Annotated in this window: 22 protein-coding genes and 1 pseudogene; 10 read left to right on the plus strand and 13 right to left on the minus strand. The window is 71.2% G+C overall.

The window, feature by feature from the left end; genetic code table 11:
• Positions 1-18 precede the first annotated feature (18 nt).
• Together ACR5MH_RS07990 and ACR5MH_RS07995 are read right to left on the minus strand one after the other, a co-directional pair.
• Positions 19-1,980: an ATP-dependent Clp protease ATP-binding subunit gene (locus tag ACR5MH_RS07990; protein WP_433862479.1), complete on the minus strand. Its 1,962-nt coding sequence runs from the start codon at positions 1,978-1,980 to the stop codon at positions 19-21.
• Entirely contained in the window at positions 1,953-2,564 is a 612-nt protein-coding gene (locus ACR5MH_RS07995; protein ID WP_433862480.1) for a Clp protease N-terminal domain-containing protein, read from the minus strand. Before ACR5MH_RS07995 ends, ACR5MH_RS07990 begins: the two co-directional genes overlap by 28 nt.
• 211 nt (positions 2,565-2,775) lie before the next feature.
• Between ACR5MH_RS07995 and ACR5MH_RS08000 the strand changes: the two genes are divergently transcribed.
• Complete coding sequence (locus tag ACR5MH_RS08000; RefSeq protein ID WP_431346753.1) at positions 2,776-4,317, plus strand: glycosyltransferase family 39 protein; 1,542 nt, start codon at positions 2,776-2,778, stop codon at positions 4,315-4,317.
• Positions 4,314-4,994 carry a DedA family protein gene (locus ACR5MH_RS08005; protein ID WP_431346754.1) on the plus strand — a complete coding sequence of 227 codons (681 nt, stop codon included), beginning with the start codon at positions 4,314-4,316 and terminating at the stop codon, positions 4,992-4,994. The genes ACR5MH_RS08000 and ACR5MH_RS08005 overlap by 4 nt, the downstream gene beginning before the upstream one ends.
• A gap of 75 nt (positions 4,995-5,069) precedes the next feature.
• On the opposite strand, the gene ACR5MH_RS08010 is transcribed toward ACR5MH_RS08005, so the two are convergent.
• Positions 5,070-5,846 carry an SDR family oxidoreductase gene (locus tag ACR5MH_RS08010; protein ID WP_431346755.1) on the minus strand — a complete coding sequence of 259 codons (777 nt, stop codon included), beginning with the start codon at positions 5,844-5,846 and terminating at the stop codon, positions 5,070-5,072.
• A gap of 102 nt (positions 5,847-5,948) precedes the next feature.
• Between ACR5MH_RS08010 and ACR5MH_RS08015 the strand changes: the two genes are divergently transcribed.
• Together ACR5MH_RS08015 and ACR5MH_RS08020 are read left to right on the plus strand one after the other, a co-directional pair.
• The gene (locus ACR5MH_RS08015) at positions 5,949-6,788 is read left to right on the plus strand and encodes a helix-turn-helix transcriptional regulator (RefSeq protein WP_431346756.1); all 840 of its coding nucleotides are present in this window, start codon (positions 5,949-5,951) and stop codon (positions 6,786-6,788) included.
• Between the two features lie 10 nt (positions 6,789-6,798).
• Positions 6,799-7,716, plus strand: coding sequence for a hypothetical protein (locus tag ACR5MH_RS08020; protein WP_431346757.1), 918 nt, complete (start codon positions 6,799-6,801; stop codon positions 7,714-7,716).
• 26 nt (positions 7,717-7,742) lie between these two features.
• On the opposite strand, the gene ACR5MH_RS08025 is transcribed toward ACR5MH_RS08020, so the two are convergent.
• Both ACR5MH_RS08025 and ACR5MH_RS08030 read right to left on the minus strand, forming a co-directional pair.
• Positions 7,743-8,435, minus strand: coding sequence for a Fic family protein (locus ACR5MH_RS08025; RefSeq protein ID WP_431346758.1), 693 nt, complete (start codon positions 8,433-8,435; stop codon positions 7,743-7,745).
• Entirely contained in the window at positions 8,414-8,941 is a 528-nt protein-coding gene (locus ACR5MH_RS08030) for a hypothetical protein (protein ID WP_433862481.1), read from the minus strand. The genes ACR5MH_RS08025 and ACR5MH_RS08030 overlap by 22 nt, the downstream gene beginning before the upstream one ends.
• Positions 8,942-9,112: 171 nt before the next feature.
• Here ACR5MH_RS08030 and ACR5MH_RS08035 point away from each other — a divergent pair, with 171 nt between their 5' ends.
• The 3 genes from ACR5MH_RS08035 (at position 9,113) to ACR5MH_RS08045 (ending at position 11,006) form a co-directional block, all read left to right on the plus strand.
• Positions 9,113-9,592: an SHOCT domain-containing protein gene (locus ACR5MH_RS08035; protein WP_431346760.1), complete on the plus strand. Its 480-nt coding sequence runs from the start codon at positions 9,113-9,115 to the stop codon at positions 9,590-9,592.
• A 13-nt stretch (positions 9,593-9,605) separates the two neighbouring features.
• A complete protein-coding gene (locus ACR5MH_RS08040) occupies positions 9,606-9,770 on the plus strand; it encodes a hypothetical protein (RefSeq protein WP_431346761.1) in 165 nt (54 codons plus the stop codon).
• A 141-nt stretch (positions 9,771-9,911) separates the two neighbouring features.
• The gene (locus tag ACR5MH_RS08045) at positions 9,912-11,006 is read left to right on the plus strand and encodes an AI-2E family transporter (RefSeq protein ID WP_433862621.1); all 1,095 of its coding nucleotides are present in this window, start codon (positions 9,912-9,914) and stop codon (positions 11,004-11,006) included.
• 64 nt (positions 11,007-11,070) lie between these two features.
• Here the strand turns inward: ACR5MH_RS08045 and ACR5MH_RS08050 are convergent, their stop codons facing one another.
• From ACR5MH_RS08050 to ACR5MH_RS08070, 5 genes are all read right to left on the minus strand, one after another.
• Entirely contained in the window at positions 11,071-11,628 is a 558-nt protein-coding gene (locus tag ACR5MH_RS08050; RefSeq protein WP_433862482.1) for a hypothetical protein, read from the minus strand.
• Positions 11,629-11,660: 32 nt separating this feature from the next.
• A complete protein-coding gene (locus ACR5MH_RS08055; RefSeq protein WP_433862483.1) occupies positions 11,661-12,515 on the minus strand; it encodes an MIP/aquaporin family protein in 855 nt (284 codons plus the stop codon).
• 13 nt (positions 12,516-12,528) lie between these two features.
• Positions 12,529-13,629, minus strand: coding sequence for an ATP-binding protein (locus tag ACR5MH_RS08060; RefSeq protein ID WP_431346765.1), 1,101 nt, complete (start codon positions 13,627-13,629; stop codon positions 12,529-12,531).
• Positions 13,626-15,458: a glycoside hydrolase family 15 protein gene (locus tag ACR5MH_RS08065; RefSeq protein ID WP_431346766.1), complete on the minus strand. Its 1,833-nt coding sequence runs from the start codon at positions 15,456-15,458 to the stop codon at positions 13,626-13,628. The genes ACR5MH_RS08060 and ACR5MH_RS08065 overlap by 4 nt, the downstream gene beginning before the upstream one ends.
• 99 nt (positions 15,459-15,557) lie before the next feature.
• Positions 15,558-17,207, minus strand: a complete 1,650-nt coding sequence (locus tag ACR5MH_RS08070; RefSeq protein ID WP_433862484.1) for an MFS transporter — start codon at positions 17,205-17,207, stop codon at positions 15,558-15,560.
• A 140-nt stretch (positions 17,208-17,347) separates the two neighbouring features.
• Here ACR5MH_RS08070 and ACR5MH_RS08075 point away from each other — a divergent pair, with 140 nt between their 5' ends.
• Together ACR5MH_RS08075 and ACR5MH_RS08080 are read left to right on the plus strand one after the other, a co-directional pair.
• On the plus strand, positions 17,348-17,716 hold the full coding sequence (locus tag ACR5MH_RS08075; protein WP_431346769.1) for a hypothetical protein: 369 nt from the start codon (positions 17,348-17,350) through the stop codon (positions 17,714-17,716).
• Between the two features lie 99 nt (positions 17,717-17,815).
• Positions 17,816-19,177: a DUF2252 domain-containing protein gene (locus tag ACR5MH_RS08080; RefSeq protein ID WP_431346770.1), complete on the plus strand. Its 1,362-nt coding sequence runs from the start codon at positions 17,816-17,818 to the stop codon at positions 19,175-19,177.
• Position 19,178: 1 nt separating this feature from the next.
• Here the strand turns inward: ACR5MH_RS08080 and ACR5MH_RS08085 are convergent, their stop codons facing one another.
• Both ACR5MH_RS08085 and ACR5MH_RS08090 read right to left on the minus strand, forming a co-directional pair.
• Complete coding sequence (locus tag ACR5MH_RS08085) at positions 19,179-20,561, minus strand: FAD-binding oxidoreductase (RefSeq protein ID WP_431346771.1); 1,383 nt, start codon at positions 20,559-20,561, stop codon at positions 19,179-19,181.
• Positions 20,562-20,734: 173 nt separating this feature from the next.
• Complete coding sequence (locus tag ACR5MH_RS08090) at positions 20,735-21,511, minus strand: alpha/beta fold hydrolase (protein WP_431346772.1); 777 nt, start codon at positions 21,509-21,511, stop codon at positions 20,735-20,737.
• Positions 21,512-21,709: 198 nt separating this feature from the next.
• Here ACR5MH_RS08090 and ACR5MH_RS08095 point away from each other — a divergent pair.
• Positions 21,710-22,021 (plus strand): annotated as a pseudogene (locus ACR5MH_RS08095) (GNAT family N-acetyltransferase); the annotation flags it as partial.
• Between the two features lie 154 nt (positions 22,022-22,175).
• On the opposite strand, the gene ACR5MH_RS08100 reads toward ACR5MH_RS08095, so the two are convergent.
• A complete protein-coding gene (locus ACR5MH_RS08100) occupies positions 22,176-22,982 on the minus strand; it encodes an ABC transporter ATP-binding protein (RefSeq protein ID WP_433862485.1) in 807 nt (268 codons plus the stop codon).
• Between the last annotated feature and the right edge of the window lie 21 nt (positions 22,983-23,003).

Consider the following 23,003-nt stretch of genomic DNA (forward strand, 5'->3'; position numbering starts at 1 on the left):
CGAATGGATCTCTTGCGGTTACGCCGCCGCGGCGAACACCGTCCGCGGCCGCACCTGGAGCACCCCGTCGACGGCGTCGACCACGACGCCGCCGCCGTCCGCGACACTGCCCGCCACCATCAGTTCGGCGATGCGGTCGTCCACCTCGCGCTGGATGACGCGGCGGAGCGGGCGTGCGCCGTACTCCGGCTCGTAGCCGGCGTCGGCGATCCACTCCACGGCCGCGTCGGTGACCTCGAACCCGATGACGCGGTGCGCCAGCCGGGCCGCCGTCGCCTGCAGCAGCAGGCGGACGATGTCGCGGAGCTGCTCGGCGTCGAGCTTCCGGAACAGCACGATCTCGTCGATGCGGTTCAGGAACTCGGGACGCATGGCCTCGCGGAGCTTGCCCATCACCCGGTCGCGGATGTCCTTGTCGGGCGCGAACCCGTCGGAGCCCGCCGCCACGAAGCCCAGGGCGCCGCTGCGGGAAGCCAGGAACTCCGAGCCCAGGTTGGAGGTCATGATGACGACCGTGTTGCGGAAGTCGACCGTGCGGCCCTGACCGTCGGTCAGGCGCCCGTCGTCGAGCACCTGCAGCAGCAGGTTGAACACGTCCGGGTGCGCCTTCTCGATCTCGTCGAACAGCACCACCGAGTACGGGTTGCGGCGCACGCGCTCGGTGAGCTGGCCGGCCTCGTCGTAGCCGACGTACCCGGGAGGGGCGCCGACCAGGCGGGCGACCGTGTGGCGCTCGCCGAACTCGCTCATGTCGAACCGGATCATCGCCTTGTCGTCGCCGAACAGCGACTCCGCCAGCGACTTGGCCAGCTCGGTCTTTCCGACGCCGGTCGGGCCGAGGAACAGGAACGAGCCGACAGGACGGCGCTCGTCGCCGAGGCCGGTGCGGCTGCGGCGCACCGCCTTCGCGACGGCCGTCACCGCGTCGTCCTGGCCGATGACACGCGCGTGCAGCTCCGACTCGAGCGCGGCGAGGCGCTCGCGGTCGGCGTCGCCGATGCGGGACACCGGGATGCCGGTCGCGCGGGACACGATCGCCGCGATCTCGGCCTCGTCAACGACCGCCTCGGCGGCGTGGCGCGGGGCCTTCCCGAGCTCGTCGATTCCGTGCTGCACGGCCTCGATCTCGTCGCGCAGGCGGGACGCTTCCTCGTAGTGCTCACCGGCGACGGCGGCGTTCTTCTCGGACTCCAGGGTCGCCAGTCGCTGCATCAACTCGGACGCGCCGACCCGCTTGCCGAGCGACAGGCGCAGCCGGGCGCCGGCCTGGTCGATCAGGTCGATCGCCTTGTCGGGCAGGAACCGGTCGGAGATGTAGCGGTTCGACAGCTCCACGGCGGCGCGAATGGCCTCCGGCGTGTATGTGACGGCGTGGTGCTCCTCGTACGCGCCGCGCAGGCCGTCCAGGATGAGCACGGCGTCCTCGACGCTCGGCTCGCCGACCGTCACAGGCTGGAAGCGGCGCTCCAGCGCCGGGTCCTTCTCGATGCGGCGGTACTCCTTGAGCGTGGTGGCCCCCACCAGGTGGAGGTCGCCGCGCGACAGCCGGGGCTTGAGGATGTTGCCCGCGTCCATGCCGCCGGACTCGCCGGACCCTCCGGCGCCGACCACGGTGTGCAGCTCGTCCACGAACACGATCAGCTCGTCCTTGCCTGCGCTGATCTCGTCCATGAGCTTGGTGAGCCGCTCCTCGAAGTCGCCGCGGTACCGGGTGCCGGCGACCATCCCGGCGAGGTCGAGCGCGACGACCTTCTTGTCGCGCAGCTGCTCGGGGACGTCGCCTGCGACGATCGCGCGGGCCAGGCCCTCCACGATCGCTGTCTTGCCGACGCCGGCCTCGCCGACCAGGACGGGGTTGTTCTTGGTCCGGCGGGAGAGGATCTCGACGGTCTGCTCGATCTCGTCGAGCCGGCCGATGACCGGGTCCAGCCTGCCGTCGCGCGCGAGCGCGGTCAGGTCGGTGCCGAACTGGTCGAGCATCGGGGTCTCGGAGTCGCCGGCCGTCTGGGGGCGTCCTGTCCTCCCGCACCGACCGTGGCGGACTGCCGCATGGCGTTGGTGAGGGAGTCGGGCGTGACACCGGCGGCCTGGAGGACCTGCCCGGCGGGGGCGTCCTGACCGATCACGAGCGCGAAGAAGAGGTGCTCGGGGTCGATGTAGGTCGCACCGGAGGCGCGGGCCACCTGGTAGGCGTGGAACAGCACCCGCTGGGCGGACGCCGTGATCGAGGCGCCGTCGGCGTCGATCGGCTCGCCGGGGGCGGGGAGCCGCTGCTCGGCGGCGGCGGCGACCGCGGACGGGTCGACGCCGATGCGGCGCATGGCCTCGGACGCGGGCTCCTGGGCGGCCATCACGCGGAGGATGTGCAGGGCGTCCAGCTCGCGGTGGCCGTGCTCGAGGGCGTACCGGCCCGCCTCGGCGAGGAGTTCCTGCGTGCGCCGGCTGAGGAACCGGCTGATGTCGATGGAGCGCGCGGCGCGGGCGCGCTCGCCCGCGAGGTAGCGCGAGAGGAACTCGTCGAACGAGTTCTCGCTGCCGTTCTCGGGGGTGAAGTTCTCGGGCACCTGATCTCCTGTTTCTAAAAGTTGAGTTCGTTGCACTCAACTTCAACGTTCGCGGGGAAGGATTATTCCGGGATCCGCCGCCCTGGTCTGCGCCAGGAGTCACCGAGTATCCTTCCGGCGTTCACCTCCTTCTTGGACCTTTCTTGGGAGGGCTGGGATTGACTGGGAACGGACGCTGATTCGAAAGGACGGTGCCGACCTGTCTGTCACGATGCTGCGGCCGGCCCCGACGCAGAAGGCCGCGCCCTTCGCCCGACCCGCGGCGCTCGCCGCGCTCTTCGGCGTGCTCGCGACCGCGCTCTCCGCCATCGGCTCCGGCATCCCGTCGCTCTGGGGCGACGAGGCCACCAGCATCATGTCCGCGCAGCGCCCGCTGCCGTCGCTGTTCGCGATGCTCCGTGACGTGGACGCCGTGCACGGCACCTACTATCTCGGCCTGCACTTCTGGGGCGACCTGGTCGGGTTCTCGCCGTTCGCCGTGCGGCTGCCGAGCGCGATCGCGGTCGGCCTCGCCACCGCGGCCGTCGTGCTGCTGGCGGCGCGCCTCCGGGGTGCCCGCACCGCGGTCATCGCCGGCCTGATCTGCGCGGTCCTCCCCCGCGTCGCCTACATGGGCGAGGAGGCACGCTCGTTCGCGTTCTCCGCGGCGATCGCCGCATGGCTCACTGTGCTGCTCGTGGCCGCGCTCGACCGGGAGCGACCGCGGGCCGCGTGGTTCGTCGGCTACGGCGCGCTGCTCGCGGTCGGAACGTACGTCTTCCTCTACACGATCCTGTTCGTGGTGGTCCACGTCGCGATCGTCGCCGTGTGCCGGCCGCCGCGCCGCACCGTACGCGGTCTGCTGATCGCAGTCGGAGTGGCTGTGCTGGCCAGCGCTCCCCTGCTCGTGGCCGCGATCGGCCAGCACCACCAGATCTCCTACCTCGGCGCTGTCCCGCAGCTCGTGCCGCAGACCCTGTTCAGCGGCCTCTGGTTCGGCGACTCCTGGCCGCTCGGGATCGCGGCCTGGGCGCTCGTCGTCCTCGCCGTGGCGGTCGCCGTCCGGCGCCGGGCGCTCGTGGCGCGGGCCCGCGGGGAGCGGTTCCTCGCGTTCCCGCAGTCGCGCGTCCCGTCGCTCGTCGGCGTCGCCCTGCTCTGGTTGCTGCTGCCGCCCGTCATCCTGATCGCCGTGCAATCGGTCGTGCCCGACTTCACCGCCCGGTACGTATCGTTCTGCGCGCCGGCGGCCGCCCTCCTGATCGCGTGCGGCGTCGACGATCTCTTCCGCCGGCGGCGCTGGGCGGGCGTCGTCGCGGGCGTGCTCGTGCTCGCGCTGTGCGTCCCCGTCTATGTGGCCGAGCGCACGCCCTACGCGAAGAACCAGAGCGACTGGGCGGAGGTCTCGGCCGCGATCGGAGCGCACGCCCGCCCCGGTGACGCGGTCGTGTTCGACGAGTCGACCAAGCCGTCCAAACTCCCCCGCCTCGCCGAGCACACCTATCCCGCCGGTTTCGCGAACACGACGGACGTCGCCCTCCACCGCCCGTACGCCCAGACCTCGTCATGGCGGGACAGCGCGTACACTGTGCGCCAGGCCGGGGCCCTCGGCCGTTTCGACGACATCGACCGGGTCTGGCTGATCGAGTACGCACCCACCCCCGGCTCCGTCGACGACTACGGCGTCACCGACCTCACCGCTCTCGGCTTCCACGAGACCACCACGCGGATCGCGACCCATCGCGAGCTGATCTCGCTGTACGAAAGGACCCCATGATCCCCCACGCACTGGCCGCCACCGGCGCCCTCGTCCACACCGGCCTGCTCGACCCGCAGGGCCTCATCCAGGCCGCAGGCCCGTGGGCGCTGCTGGGCATCTGCGCGATCGTCTTCGCCGAGACCGGACTTCTGCTGGGCTTCTTCCTGCCCGGAGACACCCTGCTGTTCTTCGCGGGCGTGCTCACGCTCACCGGGCACATCCCGCAGCCGCTCTGGCTGGTGATCGTCGCCGTCGCCATCGCCGCCATCGTGGGTGGGGAGGTCGGCTACCTGATCGGATGGAAGACCGGGCCCGCCGTGTTCGACCGGCGCGAGTCCGGCGTGTTCAGCCGGGCGAGCGTCCTGCGGACGCAGAAGTTCTTCGACAAGTACGGCAGCGGCGCCGTCGTCGTCGCGCGGTTCGTGCCGGTCGTGCGCACCTTCGCTCCCGTCGCGGCGGGCGTCGGCCGGATGCGCCACGGCGTGTTCAGCGTCTTCAACGCGATCGGCGCCGCCGTGTGGGCCGCCGGGGTCACGCTGATCGGCTACGGGCTCGGCCACATCCCGGGCGTCGCGGACTTCGTGTCGAAGTACCTGGACTTCGTGCTCATCGGGATCGTCGTCCTCTCGGTCGGTCCGGTGCTGGTGCGCGCCATCGCACTGCGCCGGCGGAGGAAGTCGCGCGTCGAGTCGTGACCGCGGGGCGCGTCCTCGGGTCGCGCAGCCGTCGACGGCCGCCGCTACCGCAGGGGCGTCGACGCCCTTCGACGGTCAGGCGGCCGACTCGCGCGCATGCGGGTCGGAGTTGTTCAGCACCTCGACCACGCGGTCGTAGTCGCCGCGGGCCTCGCCGTAGCGGAGGAACTTCACCCGCTCCACCTGGAGCTCGGTCGCGTCGGGCTGCGTCTCGATCAGCTCCATGACCTCCGCCACGAACTCGTCCAGGGGCATGGCGAAGTCGCTCTCCTCCTGGCCAGGCATGAGCGCAGTGCGCACCGCCGGCGGCTCCAGTTCCAGGACCCGCACCGAGGTGTCGGCGAGCTGGAGGCGGATGCTCTCGCTGAGCATGTGGATGGCCGCCTTGCTGGCGTTGTAGCTCGGCGTCACCTTCAGCGGTGTGAACGCCAGACCGGACGAGACCGTCATGATCGTGGCGTCCGGGCGGCTCTGCAGGTGCTCCACGAATGCCGCGATGAGCCGGATCGGGCCGAGCACGTTGGTGGTGACGGTCGACTCCGCGGAGGCGAGGAACGCCTCGGGGCGTCGCCAGTCCTCCGCCTGCATGATGCCGGCCATCGTGATCAGCACGTTCAGGTCGGGGTGGGCGGCGACCACGGCGTCCGCGGCCTCCCGGATGCTCTCGGCGTCGGCGGTGTCGATACGGACGGTGTCGATCCCGGGGTGCTCGGCGGCGATCCGCTCGAGCAGCGCGGTGCGGCGGCCGCCGACGACCACGCTGTTGCCGCGCTCGTGGAGGGCGACGGCGAGGGCCAGCCCGATGCCGCTGGTGGCGCCGGGGATGAAGACGGTGTTCCTTGTGATGTCCATGCCCTCCACTCTGCGTGCGCTCCCCGCGGGCGGGAGCGGAGCGCTCATCGGGGGATCCGCGATCCCTGGCTCGGCCGCGCCCGGGCGTCGGATGATGGTGTGATGGACCGCACCGCCCTTGCCGACTTCCTCCGCCGCCGACGCGAGGCGCTGCGCCCGGAGGACGTCGGCCTCCCGTCCGGCGCCCGCCGCCGCGCCCCCGGACTCCGCCGCGAGGAGGTCGCCATGCTCGCCGCGATGTCGAACGATTACTACACGCGGTTGGAGCAGCGTCGCGGCCCGCAGCCGAGCGATCAGATGCTCGCCTCCCTCGCCCGCGCGCTGCGGCTCTCAGCCGACGAGCGCGACTACCTCTACCGCATCGCGGGCCACAACACCCCCGACCGGCTCGCCGGCGCGCACGTGCCTCCCGCGTTGCAGCGCGTGCTCGACCGGCTGGACGACACCCCCGCGCTGGTGCTGTCGAACCTCGGCGAGACCCTCCTGCAGAACCGGCTTGCGGTCGCGCTGCTGGGCGACCGCTCGCATTACACGGGCCTCCAGCGCAGCGAGTACTACCGCTGGTTCACCGACCCGGAGAATGCGCGGGCGATGTACCCGGAGGCCGACCGCGACCGGCAGAGCCGCGCACAGGTGGCGTCGCTCCGGGACGCCTATGGCGCACTGGGAGCGCAGTCGCGCGCCGGCGAACTGGTGCGGGCCCTGCTGGAGCGGAGTCCCGAGTTCGCCGAGCTGTGGGAGCGGCACGAGGTCGCCCGCCGGTTCGAGGACCACAAGACGCTCCTCCACCCGGAGCTCGGTGCGATCGAGCTGGACTGCCAGGCGCTGTTCACCGAGGACCTGTCGCAGTGCCTCCTCGTCCTGACGGCCGCGCCGCGCACCGAGGCCGCGGAGAAGCTGGCGCTGCTGGCGGTACTGGGCACGCAGTCGTTCGCCGGGTAGCGTGTGGGCCGTGGATGTCATCGGCTGGCTTCTCGACGGCGATCCCGCGATCCGCTGGCAGGTGCGCCGCGACCTCCTGCACGAGCCGGACGACGCGGTCGCCTCCGAACGCGCGAAGGTGGAGACCGAGGGCTGGGGTGCCCGCCTGCTGGACCTTCAGCGCGAGGACGGCACCTGGGGCGACGGCGTCTGGACCCAGCGCGACCGGGTCGGGGTGGACGACGCGATGCTCCTGCTGGCGGTCCTCGGAGCGCCCGCGGACGGCGAGCGGACACGCGTCGCGGTGGACCGGGTCGTGCGCCAGGTGGACTGGGGCGAGGAGTGGTGGAACCATCCCTTCTTCGACGGCGAAGTGGAGCCATGCATCAACGGCCGAGTGCTCGTCGCCGGCGCGCGGTTCGGGCATCCCAGCGAGCTGATCGTCGAGCGGCTGCTGAACGAGCAGCAGGACGACGGCGGCTGGAACTGCTACGCGGAGACCCGGCAGGACCCCGGCTCGTTCCACAGCACGATCTGCGCACTGGAGGGACTGACCGCCTACCGCGACGCGGGTGGCCCCACCGACGTGTCCGCGGCGATCGAGCGCGGCCACGAGTACCTGCTGGCGCGCGGCCTGATGCGCCGCCGGAGCGACGGCTCGATCATCAGCGAGAGCTGGCTCCGGTTCTCGTTCCCGTACTACTGGTCGTTCGACGTCCTGCGCGGCCTCGACCAGCTGCGGGCTGCGGGTGTCCCGGCGGACGAACGCGTCGCGGAGGCGGTCTCAGTCGTGTCATCGCGGCGGCAACCCGACGGCCGGTGGCTGCTCGACCACGAGCACTCCGGGCGGGCGCTGCTGGACCTGGAGACGGTCGGCGAGCCGAGCCGCTGGAACACGTTGCGGGCGCTGCGCGTGCTGGAGTGGGCGCGGGCGCACGTCGACGAGTAGGGGTCGGGAGCGTCCGGACCGAGCCGCTACACCGCGGAGCGACGTGCGGCACGGTCGGCGAAGGCGTCGAGCGCCCGGATCATGTCCTCCGCGATCCAGAGCCGGTTGCGCTTGCGCGAGTTCGCGGGGCGGAGGACACCACGATCCACCAGGGCTTCGAATGCGCGGTACGTACCGGGCGCGGACAGCCCGAGCCGGGCCTCCACGACCGCGGCGTTGAGCACCGGCTGTTCGAGGGCGAGCGTGGCCACGCGTCGAGCGGAGCTGTCGGACCGCAAGCCGGTCAGGGCCTCCTCCCACCGAGAGCGGAGCCCGTCGATCGCCGATGCGAGGTCCCGACCGGCGCGCACCGCGAAGGCCGCCGCCTCGGTGAACACGCGGACGATCGGGTCGACCTCGCCCTGGCGGTAGGCGGTGAGCGCGTCGTAGTAGTCGTCCACCTCGCGCAGGAGGCCGGCCGAGACCGGAACGACCACCGTCGCGGTCGTGCGCGAACGCCGCAGCATCGCGTGGACGATCGCGCGCCCGGTGCGGCCGTTGCCGTCCGGGAACGGGTGGATGGTCTCGAACTGCGCGTGGGCGATCGCCGCGTGGACGAGCGCGGGGACATCCCACCGGCCCGTGAATGCGACGAGGTCGGCCATCGCCGAGGGCACGCGCTCGTGGTGGGGAGGGACGAACGCGGCGCCGTGCGGACTCAGCCCGATCCGCCGATCCACACCTGCTCGCGGCGGTAGCCTCCGGTCAGCTCAGGGGCGTGATCTTCAAGCAGTGCGGCGTGCATCGCGATGATTCCTCCCCCGTCGAGCCCGTCGGAGAGTTCCAGCGCCGCCTGCATGGCGCGGACGTTGCGCACGATCAGCGGCGCGTTTCCGGTGTCGCGCTCTCCGAGCTCCGTCTCCGCGATCGCGCGGGCGCCGCTGGTCAGGTTCTCGATCTGGGAGGACGACGCCGACTCACTCCGCAGGAGGATGGACGCGAACGGGAGGACGGAGAGCCCGAGCTCGGCGTCGAAGCGCGTGAGCAGGGCGCTCGCCTCCACGGCTTCGGTCGCGACGACGGCGGTCACGGGGACCTCGAGCTCACCGATCCGCGGCACGATCGCGGCGTCGTACGGTCCACGGCTCGACGCCCATTGGCGTTGGGTGAGATGCGCACGGCCGTAGCGTGAGCGCCACGCGCACTGCTCGTGCGTGAGGGCCGGCCAGGCGCCGATTCCGGACATGAGAACAACACTACGGATTATTTACACTTAGCGACCTAAGTGTAAATAACTCTCCTCCCTATTTTCACCTCCACCCCACCCCCATCGCCCTCTAGACGCCCGAACCCCCGCGGCGTTACTGTCAGCCCACATCCAGGCTCGGACCCGAGCCCAGGGGAAAGGTAAAACGACATGGATTTCTGGAACAACTTCTGGAACATCATCTGGCTGTTCTTCTGGAGCTTCGCTTTCATCGCGTACCTGTTCGCGCTCTTCGCGATCATCAGCGACCTGTTCCGGGACCACAAGCTCAACGGCTGGTGGAAAGCGCTGTGGATCATCTTCCTGATCTTCGTGCCGTTCCTCACCGCGCTCGTCTACCTCATCGCCCGCGGGCCGGGGATGGCCGAGCGCAGCCAGAAGGAAGCCCGCCAGGTGCAGCAGAGCACCGACGCCTACATCCGCGAAGTGGCGACCTCCAGCCCGGCCGACGAGATCGCGAAGGCGAAGGCCCTCCTCGACGCCGGCACCATCACGCCGGAAGAGTTCGCACACCTGAAGAGCGTCGCGCTCGGCCACCAGGCCGCGGCCGGGGCTCACGCAGCTCCCGCGGCGGCCGCGCCCGCCGCCCCGTCCGCGCCGACCCCGCCGCCGGCAGCGCCCACGGCGTGATCGAACGGGATCGGTGACCGACGTGACCGACCCGACCGCGACGGCGCCGGAGTCCTCCAGGGCTCCGGCGCCGCCTCACGCCCGCACCCGGCCGCTCGCCGGGCGCTTCGACACCAACCGGGAGGCCATCATGGCGCTCCAGACACCGATCGCAGGAACCGATCATGGCCGCCGCTAAGGGGTCTGGCCGTTCCGCCGCCGCGGCCGCCGGGCCGAACCGCCCCCACCGGACGGGCCCGACCCCGAACAGGAGGCCACGGCCTCGAACGGCCGCAGCGTCCGCATCCTCCTGGGCCTCGCGGGCGGAACCGTCATCCTCATCGGGCTGCATGCCATCGCCGGCATCCTCGCCCCGACCTTGCTCGCGCTGGTGCTCGTCATCTGCGCACAGCCCGTGCGCGTCTGGCTGGAACGGCACGGCACGCCGAGCGGAGTCGCGACCGGAGCCGTCGCGCTCACGACGTTCGCGCTGCTGGCCGGCTTCGTCGCCCTCCTCATCATCGCGATGGGCCAGTTCGTGTCGATGCTGCCGCAGTACAAGGAGCAGTTCCAGCAGATCGGCCAGCAGTTCGCGAGCTGGCTGTCGACCATCGGCATCAGCACGCAGGACGTCAAGGCCGTGACCCAGGGGTTCGACCCGACGAAGCTGGTCAACTTCTTCAGCGGCCTGCTCGGCGGTGCGTTCGGCCTCATTGCATTCGGCGTGATCGTGCTCACCATGCTGATCCTGATGCCGGCGGACGCCGCCTACACTCCGACCCTGCTGCGCCAGCTGGAGCCGACCAAGCCGAACCTGGTGTACGCGATGACCGGCTTCGCGCACAGTGTCCGGCGGTACATGGTCGTCACGACCCTGCTCGGCATCGTCCAGGGCGTCATCAACGGCATTGCGCTGTTCATCCTCGGCGTGCCGGCCGCGCTGCTCTGGGCGATCCTGTCGTTCCTGTGCAGCTTCATCCCGAACGTCGGCTACTTCCTGGCACTGGTGCCGCCGCTGGTGTTCGGCTATCTCATCGGCGGCTGGGGCACGGTCATCGCGATCATCGTCATCTACGGGATCGTCAACGCCGTCGTCCAGTCGGTGGTGCAGCCGAAGGTGGTCGGCAACGCCGTGGCGCTCAGCCAGACGCTCACCTTCTTCTCCGTGCTGCTCTGGGCGGTCGTGCTCGGCGCGATCGGCGCCATCCTCGCCATCCCGCTGACCCTGCTCGCCCGGGCGATCCTGGTCGACTCCGACCCCCGCGCCCGGATCTGGCGCGCGGCGATCGGCGACCTCCGGGAGACGAAGGACCTCATGAAGGAGGAGTCCGTGGCGGCCAAAGCGGAGCGGCGCTCGGCCAAAGCGGTCGCGCGGTCGGGTGCGCGGCCGCCGTCGGACCCGGGCGGTACGGGCGGACCGGCCGGCACGATGTGAGGAGTGATCGGCGAACGAGCGCCGGAGGCGCAACGGCAGGGGTTGCAACTCGCAGTGATCGCGCTCAGTGCTGCAGGGTCGTCTTCAACACGATCACCACGACCCCGAACAACCCCGTCACCACCGCCCCCGTCAAGCACCCCCACACCGCTCGCCCGCGGATCAGGAACACCAGATACCCCAGCAATCCCAGCAGCAGCACCGTCAGCCACAGCGACACCGTCACTCCGACCGCCGCCGGCAGGATCCCCAGCGCCGCCAGCAGCAGCGGGATGCTCGGCACCACCGCCGCCTCCAGCATCCCGCTGGACTCGAACAGCGCGTGGCGGAGGGAGTCGACGATGCGGACGCGGGCGCTCTCGTCGTCGGCGTGGAAGCCGAGGGCCGTCGAGTAGACGTGGGCCAGCCAGAAGACCACGATGCTCACCAGGCTGAAGACCAGGACGTGAAACGCGTCGGAGCGGCCGGACGCGCCGCCGGAGCTCGCCGCGACCACGCTCGCGTAGACGATGGTGCCGTAGATCCCCGCCGGCGTTCCCCAGTGCCGCCAGAGCGCACGCTGCACACGGATGCCGCTGCCATCGGGCTGCGCCCTGGACGAGTTGAGGTCCATCGGGTCCATGAGGACATCATGGTCCGCGGGTGACCGCGCCGTCAGCCCTGTTCGGGGAAGCGCGCCTCCGTCTGCAGGCCGCCCTGGGCCGCCGCCGAGCCCGCGAGGCCTCCCCCGCGGCCGCGCAGCAGGAACGCCGCGCCGACTGCGATCACCGCGCCGGCGACCGGGCCGACGATGTACACCCAGTAGGCGTCCCAGTGCCCGCTCACCAGGTCGGGTCCGAAGGTGCGCGCTGGGTTCATCGAGGCGCCGGAGATCGGGCTCCCCCACAGCCCCGCCAGGGCGATGTAGGCGCCGACGCCGAACGCGCCGATGATGCCGAGGTTCTGGGCTCCGGAGGCCGTGCCCAGGGTGACGCTCACCAGGCCGAACGTGAGCACCGTCTCCATCAGCAGCGCGTCCCACGACGAGAACCCGGACGCCGGGTAGTTCGACCCGTAGCGCGCGGAGACGTGCGTGACGCCCTCCAGGAACCACGCCGCCAGGGAGGCTCCGCCGAGCTGCACGACGATGTAGCCGGGCACGCGCGACCACGGGAAGTCGCCCCGCAGCGCGAACGCCACGCTGACCGCCGGGTTGAGGTGCGCGCCGGACACCTTTCCCATGAACAGGATGATCGCGAACACCATCAGCGCCGGCGCGGTCACGGCCGCGGTGCGGGAGATCGTGTTCGGGAAGGCCTGGCCCATCATCCCGCCGCCCGCGGCCACCAGCACCAGGAAGAAGGTGCCCAGCAGCTCGGAGAACAGCCTCCGCCACTCCTGGGACGTGTCGTGGAAGTCGTCGATGGACTGCTCGATCGACGCGGGCACGTGCATGAGCCTGCCGTGGACGACGTCGTTCATGATCCCGCGCGCCTCTGCGGCGTCCCGGCGGGTCTGCTCCTGGCTCATGCTGCCTCCTCTGTCATCCGACTCGCACCGCGCTCGGCTCCACCGAGAGGTCGCTGCCGCCCTCGACGGTGATGCGCCGGCCGACCCGGACGAGCTGCGGCTCGTCCGAGAACGCTCCCGCGAACAGCGCCTCGCCCTTGCGGAAGCTCGGCGACTGCTCCAGCAGATGCTGGGGCACGAACCCGAACACGTCGCCGATCTCGTCGATGTCGCGGGGCGAGTTCATCCGCATCAGGCCGAGGTTGTCGCACTGCGAGAGCACGTTCGGGTGGACCTTGGTGGGCCGCTGCGTGGAGAGGAACAGCCAGAGCCCGAACTTGCGGCCCTCGGCGGCGATCTGGATGAGCTGCTCGGTGAGCTGGGCCTCCACGCTGTTCCGCGGCACGGGCGGGCAGAAGTTGTGCGCCTCGTCCAGGACGATCAGCAGCGGGTCGCGCTCCATCCGCTTCTCCCAGAGGTGCTCCAGCACGCACAGCGCCGCGGCCTGGGGCTCGGCCTGGTGGGCGAAGCCGCCCACGTCGAGCACGGTGACGCGCGGGCGTTCGTCGATCGCGTCCACGACCGAGGAGCGCCCGAACGACCACAGCGGCCAGTCCAGGATCTCCAGGTTGTCGATCCGCATGCCGAGCCGGCGCTGCGCCGGGTCGTCCGAGGAGGCCAGCGCCTCCAGGAAGTGCTGCTTGTCGAAGTGCCGGCCCGGCGACTTGTCCAGGTGCAGGAGGGCGTTGTACTCCTCCTCGTCGGCGATCGGGTCCAGCCTCCCCACCGCCGCTTGCGAGCGCACGCTGAGGTCGACATAGCGGGCGTGGAGTTGCGGCTCGGTGCGGGTGCTGGAGTGGAAGACCCGGATGTCGAAGGCCGCGAACCGCTCGCGATCCTCGGCCGACGCGTCCTCACGGGTCCGCGACACCCGCACGAAGTCGGCGTTCGGGTCGAGCACCGCCATCGGCAGCTCGGTCTGCAGCAGCAGCTGCTCCAGCACGACCCCGAGCGCGTACGTCTTGCCCGACCCGCTCTGCCCGCACCAGAAGGTGTGCCGGTTGAAGCGCGAGCCGTCGATGACGGCGGGGCGCTCCGGGGCGTCGACGGTGGTGCCTATGGTGAGCGGGATCATCGTGCGGCCTTCCGGTTCGTGGAGCTCCGAGCGGTGAGCGCGGCGTCCAGTGCGATCGCCGCCCGGATGAGTGCGAGGTGGGTGAACGCCTGCGGGAAGTTGCCGAGCTGGAGGCCGGCGGGGTCGATCTCCTCGGCGAACAGGCCGACGTGGTTGCCGTAGGTGAGCATCTTCTCGAACGCGTACTGCGCCTCGTCCAGCCGTCCGGCGTCGGTCAGCGCGCACACGTAGAAGAACGAGCACAGCGAGAAGGTGCCCTCCTCGCCCGGGAGCCCGTCCGGCGATGCCGTCGGGTTGTAGCGGTAGACGAGGCTGTCGGTGACAAGCTCCTCCCCGATCGCGTCGAGGGTGGAGAGCCACATCGGGTCCTGCGGCGAGATCATCCCGACCAGCGGCATCAGCAGGGTGATCGCGTCGACGACGTCGGTTCCCGGATACTGCGTGAACGCTTTCCGCTCCGGGTTCCAGCATGTGGTGAAGACCTGCTCGTAGATCGCGTCACGGGTCGTGATCCAGCGCTCCAGGGGCGCGGGCCGGCTGCGCTCCCGCGCGATGGTGATGGCGCGGTCGAAAGCGACCCAGCACATGATCCGGCCGTAGGTGAAGTCCTTGCGGCCTCCCCTCGTCTCCCAGACCCCCTCGTCGGGCTGGTCCCAGTTGTCGGCCAGCCAGTCGAGGATGCCGACGAGCTTCATCCATCCGGGGTGCCCGATCGGGCGGTGGTCCTGGGCGATGGACAGCGCGTCCAGCGCCTCGCCGTAGATATCGAGCTGGAGCTGGTCGGCCGCGCCGTTGCCGATGTGCACCGGTGTCGAGCCCGCATAGCCCTCGAAGTGGTCGAGGGTGAGCTCCTCCAGGTCGGACGATCCGTCGATGCGGTACATGATCTTCAGCGGCCCGGAGCTCTCGCCCACCTGCTCGGTCACGCGGTCGGCGGTCCAGAGCGAGAAGGTGATCGCCTCCTCCTCGTAGCCGAGGGCGAGCAGCGAGTAGACCGAGAAGGAGGCGTCGCGGATCCACGTGTAGCGGTAGTCCCAGTTGCGCACGCCGCCGAGCTGCTCGGGCAGCGCCGCCGTCGGCGCGGCGACGAGGGCTCCACTCGGCGCGTACTGGAGGAGCTTCAGCACCATCGCCGAGCGCTCGACGGCCTCCCGCCAGCGGCCGGTGTAGGCGCTGCGGCCGATCCAGTCCCGCCAGAAGGCGACCGTCTCGCGGAACAGCCGGTTGCCGCGGGCGCGGCCGATCTCCCGCGGCTCGCCGCGCGGCTCGGTCTCGAACGCGAAGATGCGCAAGTCCCCGGCGCCGAGCGCGAACTCCAGGTCGGCGTCGCCGTCCACCAGCGACTCCTCCGGGACGCCGTGCAGGGCCGCGCTGGTCGTGTCGTCGGCGAACAGCACGCCGTTCGCGGAAGCCGTCGCCGTGTGCGCGCTGCGGCCGTAGTCGAACCGGGGCCGGCACTCCAGCCGGAAGGTCAGTTCGCCGCGCACCACCCGGACGGCCCGGACGATGACCCGCCGGGCCGTTGCGATGTGCGGCTCGTCGGCGACGGGCATGAAGTCGATGACCTCCCCGACGCCCTTCGACGACATGAACCGGGTGATCAGGACAGCCGTCTGCGGGAAGTACATCTGCCGGATCCGCACGTCGTCGGCTAGGGCGTGGATGCGGAAGTATCCGCCCTTCTCCCGGTCGAGCAGCGACGCGAACAGGGTCGGCGAGTCGAAGCGGGGCGCGCAGAACCAGTCGATGGAGCCGCCGGTCGAGACCAGCGCCACGGTCTGCAGGTCGCCGATCAGGCCGTGGTCTGCGATGTCGGGGAACGCCGCCATGCCGGTCTCCTCCCTGCCCCGGTTCCGTGCCTGGACGGCCGCATGCTAGCTCCGCGAGCGAGCGCGGCACCAGACCTGTCAGCGGAGGGGGCGGCCCTGTCAGCGGGAGGACGCCGACCTGGGAGGCGCATCCTCGACGTCCTCCGCCCCGCCGTCCTCCTCGTCCCCGCCCTTCGGCTTCCCCAGCACACTCGACGGCAGGTTGCGGGAGAAGAACACCGCGCCGAGCGAGACGATCGCCAGCGCCGCGAACGACAGCCGCAGGGCGTCGAGCTGGGACGCGCTGTAGATGGAGGAGAGCTCGTTCGCCTGATCCTGACTGAGGCCGGCGTTCGTGGCGATCTTCGGCACGTCTGCGACCGGCACCACCGCGACCCCGGCCTGCGTCTCCGCCGCGATCTGCTGCTGCACCGAGTCCGGCAGGGTGCTCGCCGCCACTCCGCCGCTGAACAGCGTGGTGAGCGAGGCGATCATCACCGAGCCGATCAGGGCGGTCCCGAGCGACGATCCCAGGTTCTGGTAGACCCCCTGCACTCCCCCGGCCTCGCTGAGCTCGTCTTCGCCGACCGCCGACATGGTGATGTTGCCGAGCTGGGAGGCGAGCAGGCCGAGGGCGGCGCCCGCCAGGAACATCCCCGCGCCGAAGATCCAATTGTCGAGCGTGGAGTCCACCGAGCCGAGCAGCACGAGGCTCGACAGCACCAGCCCGAACTGGCCGATCCGGGCGATGAGCTTCGGCGACAGCCTCCGGGCGAGCGCTGTGCCCAGGATCGAGAACAGCACGAGTGCGACCGACAGCGGGAAGATCCTCAGCCCGGTCGACAGCGCGTCCAGCCCCAGCGAGAGCTGCAGGAAGATCGGCACGACGAAGAACAGGCCGGCGGTCACCGTGTACTGGATGCCGAGGCTGCCGACCCCCGCCCGGAGCTGACGGAGCCGGAGGATGGCGGTGTTCAGCAGCGGCGGCCTCCCGAGCCGGATCAGCCGGCGCTGGCGGAGGAAGAACAGCCAGAGCAGCACCGCGCCGATCCCGACGATGAACGGGACGGGAGACAGCCCGAGGACCGTGATGTCCTGCTGGGTCGGCAGGATCCAGCCCCACGTCTTCGTCTGCAGGAGGCCGTAGACGATGAACACGAGCGCCGCGGCCGACAGGAGCACCGACAGGATGTCGATCCGGATGTGCGCGCGCTCGCCGGTGTCGGACACGACCTTGCGGAACAGCAGCACGACCGCCATGATGACGACCTCGCCCGCGAACACGTACCGCCAGCTCGCGTAGGTGGTGAGGAAGCCGCCGATCAGCGGCCCCACCGCGACGGCCACGCCGGACGCGGCCCCGATCGTGGCGAACGCCGTCACCCGCGCGTGCCCTGAGTAGTTGTTCGCGATGAGCGCCGCGATCGCCGGGATGACCAGCACAGCGCCCAGCCCTTCGACCACCGACCAGCCGAGGAACAGCACGGCGATGTTCGGCGCGAGCGCCGTCGTGCCCGAGCCGATCGCGTACACGATCGAGCCGATGACCAGCGCCCGCCTGCGACCCCAGACGTCGCCGAGCTTGGCGCCCAGCAGCATGAACGCCGCCATCGTCAGCGTGTAGAAGGTGATGCACGCCTGCATGGCCGAGATGGTCGTGTGCAGGTCCTTGACGACGGTCGAGATGGAGACGTTCATGACCGTGCTGTCGAGCGTCATCACGAACTGCGCCGACGCCAGCACCGTGACCGCACCCAACCGATTCGCCATGACAGCCCTCCCGGGAAATCTGCCCGATGGTAGCCCGCGGCCGACGCGGCGCACCAGACGGCAATTCGCACAGAACGCCCGTTGTAAGATTCCAGGACAGATCTATTGGAATATTGATCGAGTGACAATGAGCGTCAAGCATGAAAATCTCTCAACGACAATGGGAAGCGGCCTCGCGAGCCGCTCGAACACGCCGCGATGCCTTGGGCATTGTGTTGCTGGCATCGATTGCATCTGCGACCGCCGGGACCGAACACCTGTGGATCCTCTTCGTTTCTTTCGTGATTCCCGATATCGCCCTCGCCACTGCGTCGGTGGCCAAGAGGGTCGCCCACCGTGTCGTCACCGAGAGCCAGGTGGCGCTCTATCCCTCCGCGCTCATCGTGCTCGGACTGTCGGGGGGCGTGGGAACATTCAGCGGCGTTGTCCTGTCCGCAGGCGCTGGGTGGCTTCTGAGGATAGGTATCCAGAGGCTGGTAGGGAGTGATTTCCTGCCTCGCCGTGAGTGAAGTCGCCGCCGATAGTCGCGCAGTTCGAGGCGGTCGCGCCCACCTCTACCCGCCCGCCACGCACCGAGCTAGCATGAGCGCCACCCCAGGAGGTGCGTCATGACGACGATCGCGACCCCGCTCACCGAAACCGAGCTCTACGACGCCGGCCGTGCGGCCCGAGCGCAGGTGCCGCGGTCCGCGCAGGCGGAGTACACGCCGCCGCCCGGGCGCGACCCCCTCGGCATCCTGCACGAGCAGAACACGTCGCGGCTCCCGAATCTGGTGCAGCTTCGCATGCAGCGGATGAGCACCGACCCGTTCGCCTTCTACCGCGGCACCGCGGCCCTCCAGGCCGCCGACATGCGCGACGCTCCGACCTCCGGCGCCGAGGTCGTGATCTGCGGGGACGCGCACGTGAGCAACTTCGGTATCTACCGGTCGCCGGAGCGCGCGATGGTGTTCGACATCAACGACTTCGATGAGGCGTCCGTCGGACCGTGGGAGTGGGACGTGAAACGGCTCCTGGCCAGCGTTGTCCTGGGCGGACGTTCGCTCGGCATGGGCGGCTCCGACCTGCGCGCCATCGTGCTCTCGGCGGCCGCGATGTACCGCAACTCGTTGCGGAACGCGCTCCAGCAGACGCTGTACAACCGCTACTTCCGGCCCACCAGCCTGGTCGACCGGCAGATCCTCAGCCCGGACAGCGAGCGTATGATCAAGCGCACCCTGAAGGAGTCGGAGAAGCGGACGAGCGAGCGCGTCGCCGCGCGCTCCCTCGAGGAGGGCGGCGACGGCAGCCTCCAGTTCGTCGAGAACCCGCCGGTGCTCACCCGGCTGGAACCGGAGGTCCGGGCGCTCATCGACTCGGTCTTCGCGGCCTACCGCAAGACGGTCCCCACGAACCTCGCGCTGATGCTCTCGCAGTACGCGGTGCTGGACGCCGCGCGTCGCGTGGTCGGGGTCGGCAGTGTCGGGACGCGCTGCTTCATCCTCGCGCTCGGCGACCCGACCGGCGACGTGCTCATCCTGCAGCTCAAGGAGGCAAGCCGCTCCGTCGTCCAACAGTTCGGCGGGGTGGTGCCCGTGCCCGGCTACCTCGACCCGGAGTTGGAGGCGCAGCACGAGGGCTACCGGGTCGTCGGCTGCCAGCGCATCCTGCAGGCGGTGTCCGACCCGTTCCTCGGCTACCTGAACGTGGAGGACTTCAGCTTCTACATGCGCATCTTCCGCAACCGGAACGCGTCGTTCGAGATCGCCGACATGAACCGCGTCCAGTTCGGCGAGTACGCGCAGTCGTGCGCGATCGTCCTCGGCCGAGCCCACGCGCGCTCGCCGAAGGCGCAGTTCGCGGCCGGCTACATGGGGACCGGAGGCACGTTCGTGCGGGCGGTGTCCGAGTGGGCGCACTCCTACGCGAACCAGTCCGAAGCGGACTACGCGACCTTCGTCGACGCGGTCCGCTCCGGCCAGTTCGGGTGACTCAGCTGTCGAGCTCGTGGGCCGTGCGGATGACGCGCTCCGGGTCGTACGCCTGCTTGACCGCGCGCAGCCGCTCCAGCGTCGCGGCGTCGTAGAACCGGGACGGCGGGACCGCGGTCTCCCGGAAGTTGGAGTAGTCGCGTCCGGCTGTCCACGGCTCCAGGGCGGCGCGCAGCCCGGCCACCTGCGCCCGCAGCAGCGGCGCGAGCGCCGGGTCGGGGAGCATCCCGACGGCGTAGAGGAGGAAGCGCCCCGGGAAGTGGTCGACCGCTCCACCGCCCTCCGAGGGTCGGCCGGCCGCACCGCCGAGGTGGCGCAGGTCGACGGCCAGCAACGCCGTCCGGGCCTTCGGACCGGCCGCAGCCAGCAGCGCCTCGATCGCGGCTTCCGGGAGGTCGTCGAGGATCAGCCCGTCCCCGATGGCAGGGACCGGCTGCGGCGGGTCCATGTGCAAGAGCCCGAGCTCGGCGGCCGGGAGGTCGCCGAAGGTGTCGATCGCCGGGCCGAGCGCCCGCAACGGTTCCAGGACGGCCGCAGCCTCCTGTTCGGGCAGGTCGATCGCCCCGTCCACCCCGACGAACGCCTGACCGCGCAGGAAGTCCGGAAGGTCGGGCAGCGGCGGGACGCGCAGCAGCCGCACGCAGGTCGTCGCGGCCTCCGTCAGGTCGCGCGTCCACTCCTCGTAGGCGTTCAGCACCTCGCCGGCGCGGGCGATCGGGTAGAGCAGCATCCCCGCGTACACGGTCGGGACGGGGAAGACGTCGAAGGTGAGGGCCGTCACGATGGCTGCGTTGCCACCGCCGCCGCGCAGCGCCCAGAACAGGGCCGGCTCGGACTCCGCCGTGACGTGCCGCTGGCGGCCGTCCGCCGTGACCACGTCGATACCGGTCACCGCCGAGCAGCCCAGGCCGCGTTCGCGGGCCATCCAGCTGTATCCGCCGCCGAGCAGGTAGCCGGCCACGCCGACGTCCGGCGACGACCCGGCGAGGGCGGCGAGCCCGTGCGGTGCGAGGGCCGAGGTGACCTCGCCCCACAGCACGCCGGCGCCGGCGCGGACGCGCGAGGCCGCGACGTCGACCTCCACCCCGCGCAGCCGGGTGGTGCGCAGCAGCACGGCCCCGGCGAGGTCGCCGAGCGGCGCTGCGAGGTGCCCGGTGCCCTGCGGAACGACGCGCAGGCCGCGGTCGCGGGCGAACCCGACCACGACCGCGATGTCGGAGGCGTCGGCCGGCACCACGACGGCCTCCGGACGCTGGTCCGCGGCGAGGTTCCAGCCCAGCCGTTCGGCGTCCCAGTCGGGATCGGCGGGTGTGACGACGCGGCCGGTCAGCCGGTCGGCGAGGTCTCGGAAACGATCCGAGACGGCGGTCTCGGTGAGAGACATAGCGGTGCTCCTGTTCGGGTTCTGAGTGTTCTGGTGAGGCCGCCGGCGGCCGGGCACGCACGGCGACGGGAGCAAGGATGCTCCCCCGGCGCACCCCCGCACCACCCTCGAAGTGACAATTGCTCATCTGAGCACGCAGGCCCCCGTCCTCAGCCGAGGGGCACGGCGGGGGATCAGCGGGGGGCGAGGAAAGCGCGGACCGCGTCCAGGACCGCCGGGGTGTCCAGGTGCAGCCCGTGGCGCGCATCCAGCTCCAGCATCCGCGCGTCCGGAATATCCTCGGCCAGCAGCCGCGCGTGGGCCACCGGGGTGAGCGCGTCCTCACTGCCGTGGATCACCAGGGTCTCCGCGCGGATGCGGCCGAGCGCCTCCCGGGCGTCGTGGTCGCGGCTCGCGGCGAAGTGCCCGCGCAGCGCGGCACGCGAGGCGACCCGATCGAAGAATCCGTCCACTTCCGCCGGGTGCGCCCGCGCCCAGTCCGCGTCGAAGAACAGCGGCAGCATCCGCTCCCGGTCGCCGCTCAGCAGGTCGCCGACGACGGCCGGGTCGCGCCGGTCGCGCGCGCCTCCGGCCCGGTCGCTGGCCGTCGTGCCGATGAGCACCAGCCGGCGGACCCGGGACGGATGCTCGGCCGCGAGCCACTGCGCCACGCGGCCGCCCATCGAGTGCCCGAGCACGTGCGCGGCCGACACGCCCGCCTCGTCGAGCACGGCGAGCGCGTCATCGGCGAACTGCCGCGTGCTGTACCCGGCCGGGTCGCCCGCGCCGCTGTCGCCGATGCCGCGGTGGTCGAACACGATCACGCGGAAGTCGTCGGCGAGGGCGTCCGCGAACGGCCCCCAGCCGTGCATCCCGGTCGCCTGTCCCGCGATGAGCAGCAGCGGGACGCCGCTCCCGCGCTCCTCGAACGCGATCGGCTCACCGTCGTCGGCGGTCGCGAGAGGGGGCACGGCGTGTGAGTCTACCGGCCGCCACCCGCTAGCATCGCGGCATGCATGTGCGACTGCGCCGGGTGTCCGACGCCGACGCCGACGCCGCGTTCGAGATGATGCGCGACCCGGAGGCCGTGCGGATGGCGGCGTTCACCGCCGCCGACCCCGACGACCGCCGACTTCGACGCCCGGTGGCGACACCACCTCAGCGATCCGACGATCACGATTCGCGCCGTGGAGGCCGACGGCGGCTTCGCGGGAACGGCCGCGGCCTTCACCCTCGACGGCGACCGGGAGGTCACCTACTGGATCCGCCGCCCGCTCTGGGGTCACGGCATCGCGACCGCGGCGCTCCTGCTCCTCGTGACGCTCGAGCCGGCCCGTCCGCTGCACGCGCGCGTCGCCGCAGCCAACATCGGCTCGCAGCGGGTGCTGGCGCGCGCCGGGTTCGTGGAGACGGCGCGGGAGACATCGTACGCGGCGGGCGCCGGGAGGCCGGTGGAGGAGTTGGTGCTCGAGCTCCGGTGACCGGAGGGGTGGTCTCAGTCGCCCTCTGCGCGGCCGCTCCGTGCCCGGCCAGCCCGCGCCCAGCCACCCGTGTCCGGCCACCCCGTGCCCGGCCACCCCGTGCCCGGCCACCCCGTGCCCGGCCTCCCCGTGCCCGGCTACTCCACGTGCCCGGCTACTCCCCGACCTCCACGCGCTCGCCGCGCACCGCCCGCGCACTCCAGCGCCCCTGCTCACGCTCCACCCGGATCGGGTGCTCGAACGCCGCGCTCACCGTCGCGGTCGTGACGGCCTGCGCGATCGGCCCGGCCGCGACGATGCGCCCGTGCGACAGCAGAAGGGCGTGCGACGTCGTCTCCGGCAACTCTTCCAGGTGATGGGTGACCAGCACGCTGGCGAGGTCGGGGACCGCGACGGACAGGCCGTCGATCGTCTCCAGGAGCTGCTCGCGCGCGGCGACGTCGAGCCCGGTGGTCGGCTCGTCGAGCAGCAGGAGGCGCGGCTCGGACACGAGCGCCCGGGCGATCAGCGCACGGCCGCGCTCACCCTGCGACAGGGTGGGCCAGCGGGCGTCGCGCCGGTCGTGGAGGCCGATCGTGCGGATCAGGTCGCGGGCGCGGGCGACCTCCCCGGCGGTCGGCTCCCACCGCATCGGCGGCTCCAGCGTCCCGGTGATCCCGGTGAGGACGACCTCCGTCACGGTGAGCGGCGAGCGCACCGGATGGCGCGGGTTCACGTGGCCGATGTGGCGGCGTAGCTCCTGCAGCTCGACCCGTCCGAGCCGTCGGCCGAGCACGTCGACGGTGCCCGAGGTGGGGAACGCGACGGCACCGCAGAAGCCGAGCACCGTGCTCTTCCCGGCGCCGTTCGGGCCGAGCAGCGCCCAGTGCTCCCCCGCGCGCACGGCGAACCCGATGTCCTCCAGGATGTGACGGCCGTCACGGCGGAAGGTCACGTCGCGAAGTTCGAGCACCGTCTCCATCCCTCCATCCTGCCCTGTCCG

It is taken from the genome of Streptomyces sp. L7, assembly GCF_050990935.1.
Classification (GTDB): Bacteria; Actinomycetota; Actinomycetes; order Actinomycetales; family Microbacteriaceae; genus Leifsonia.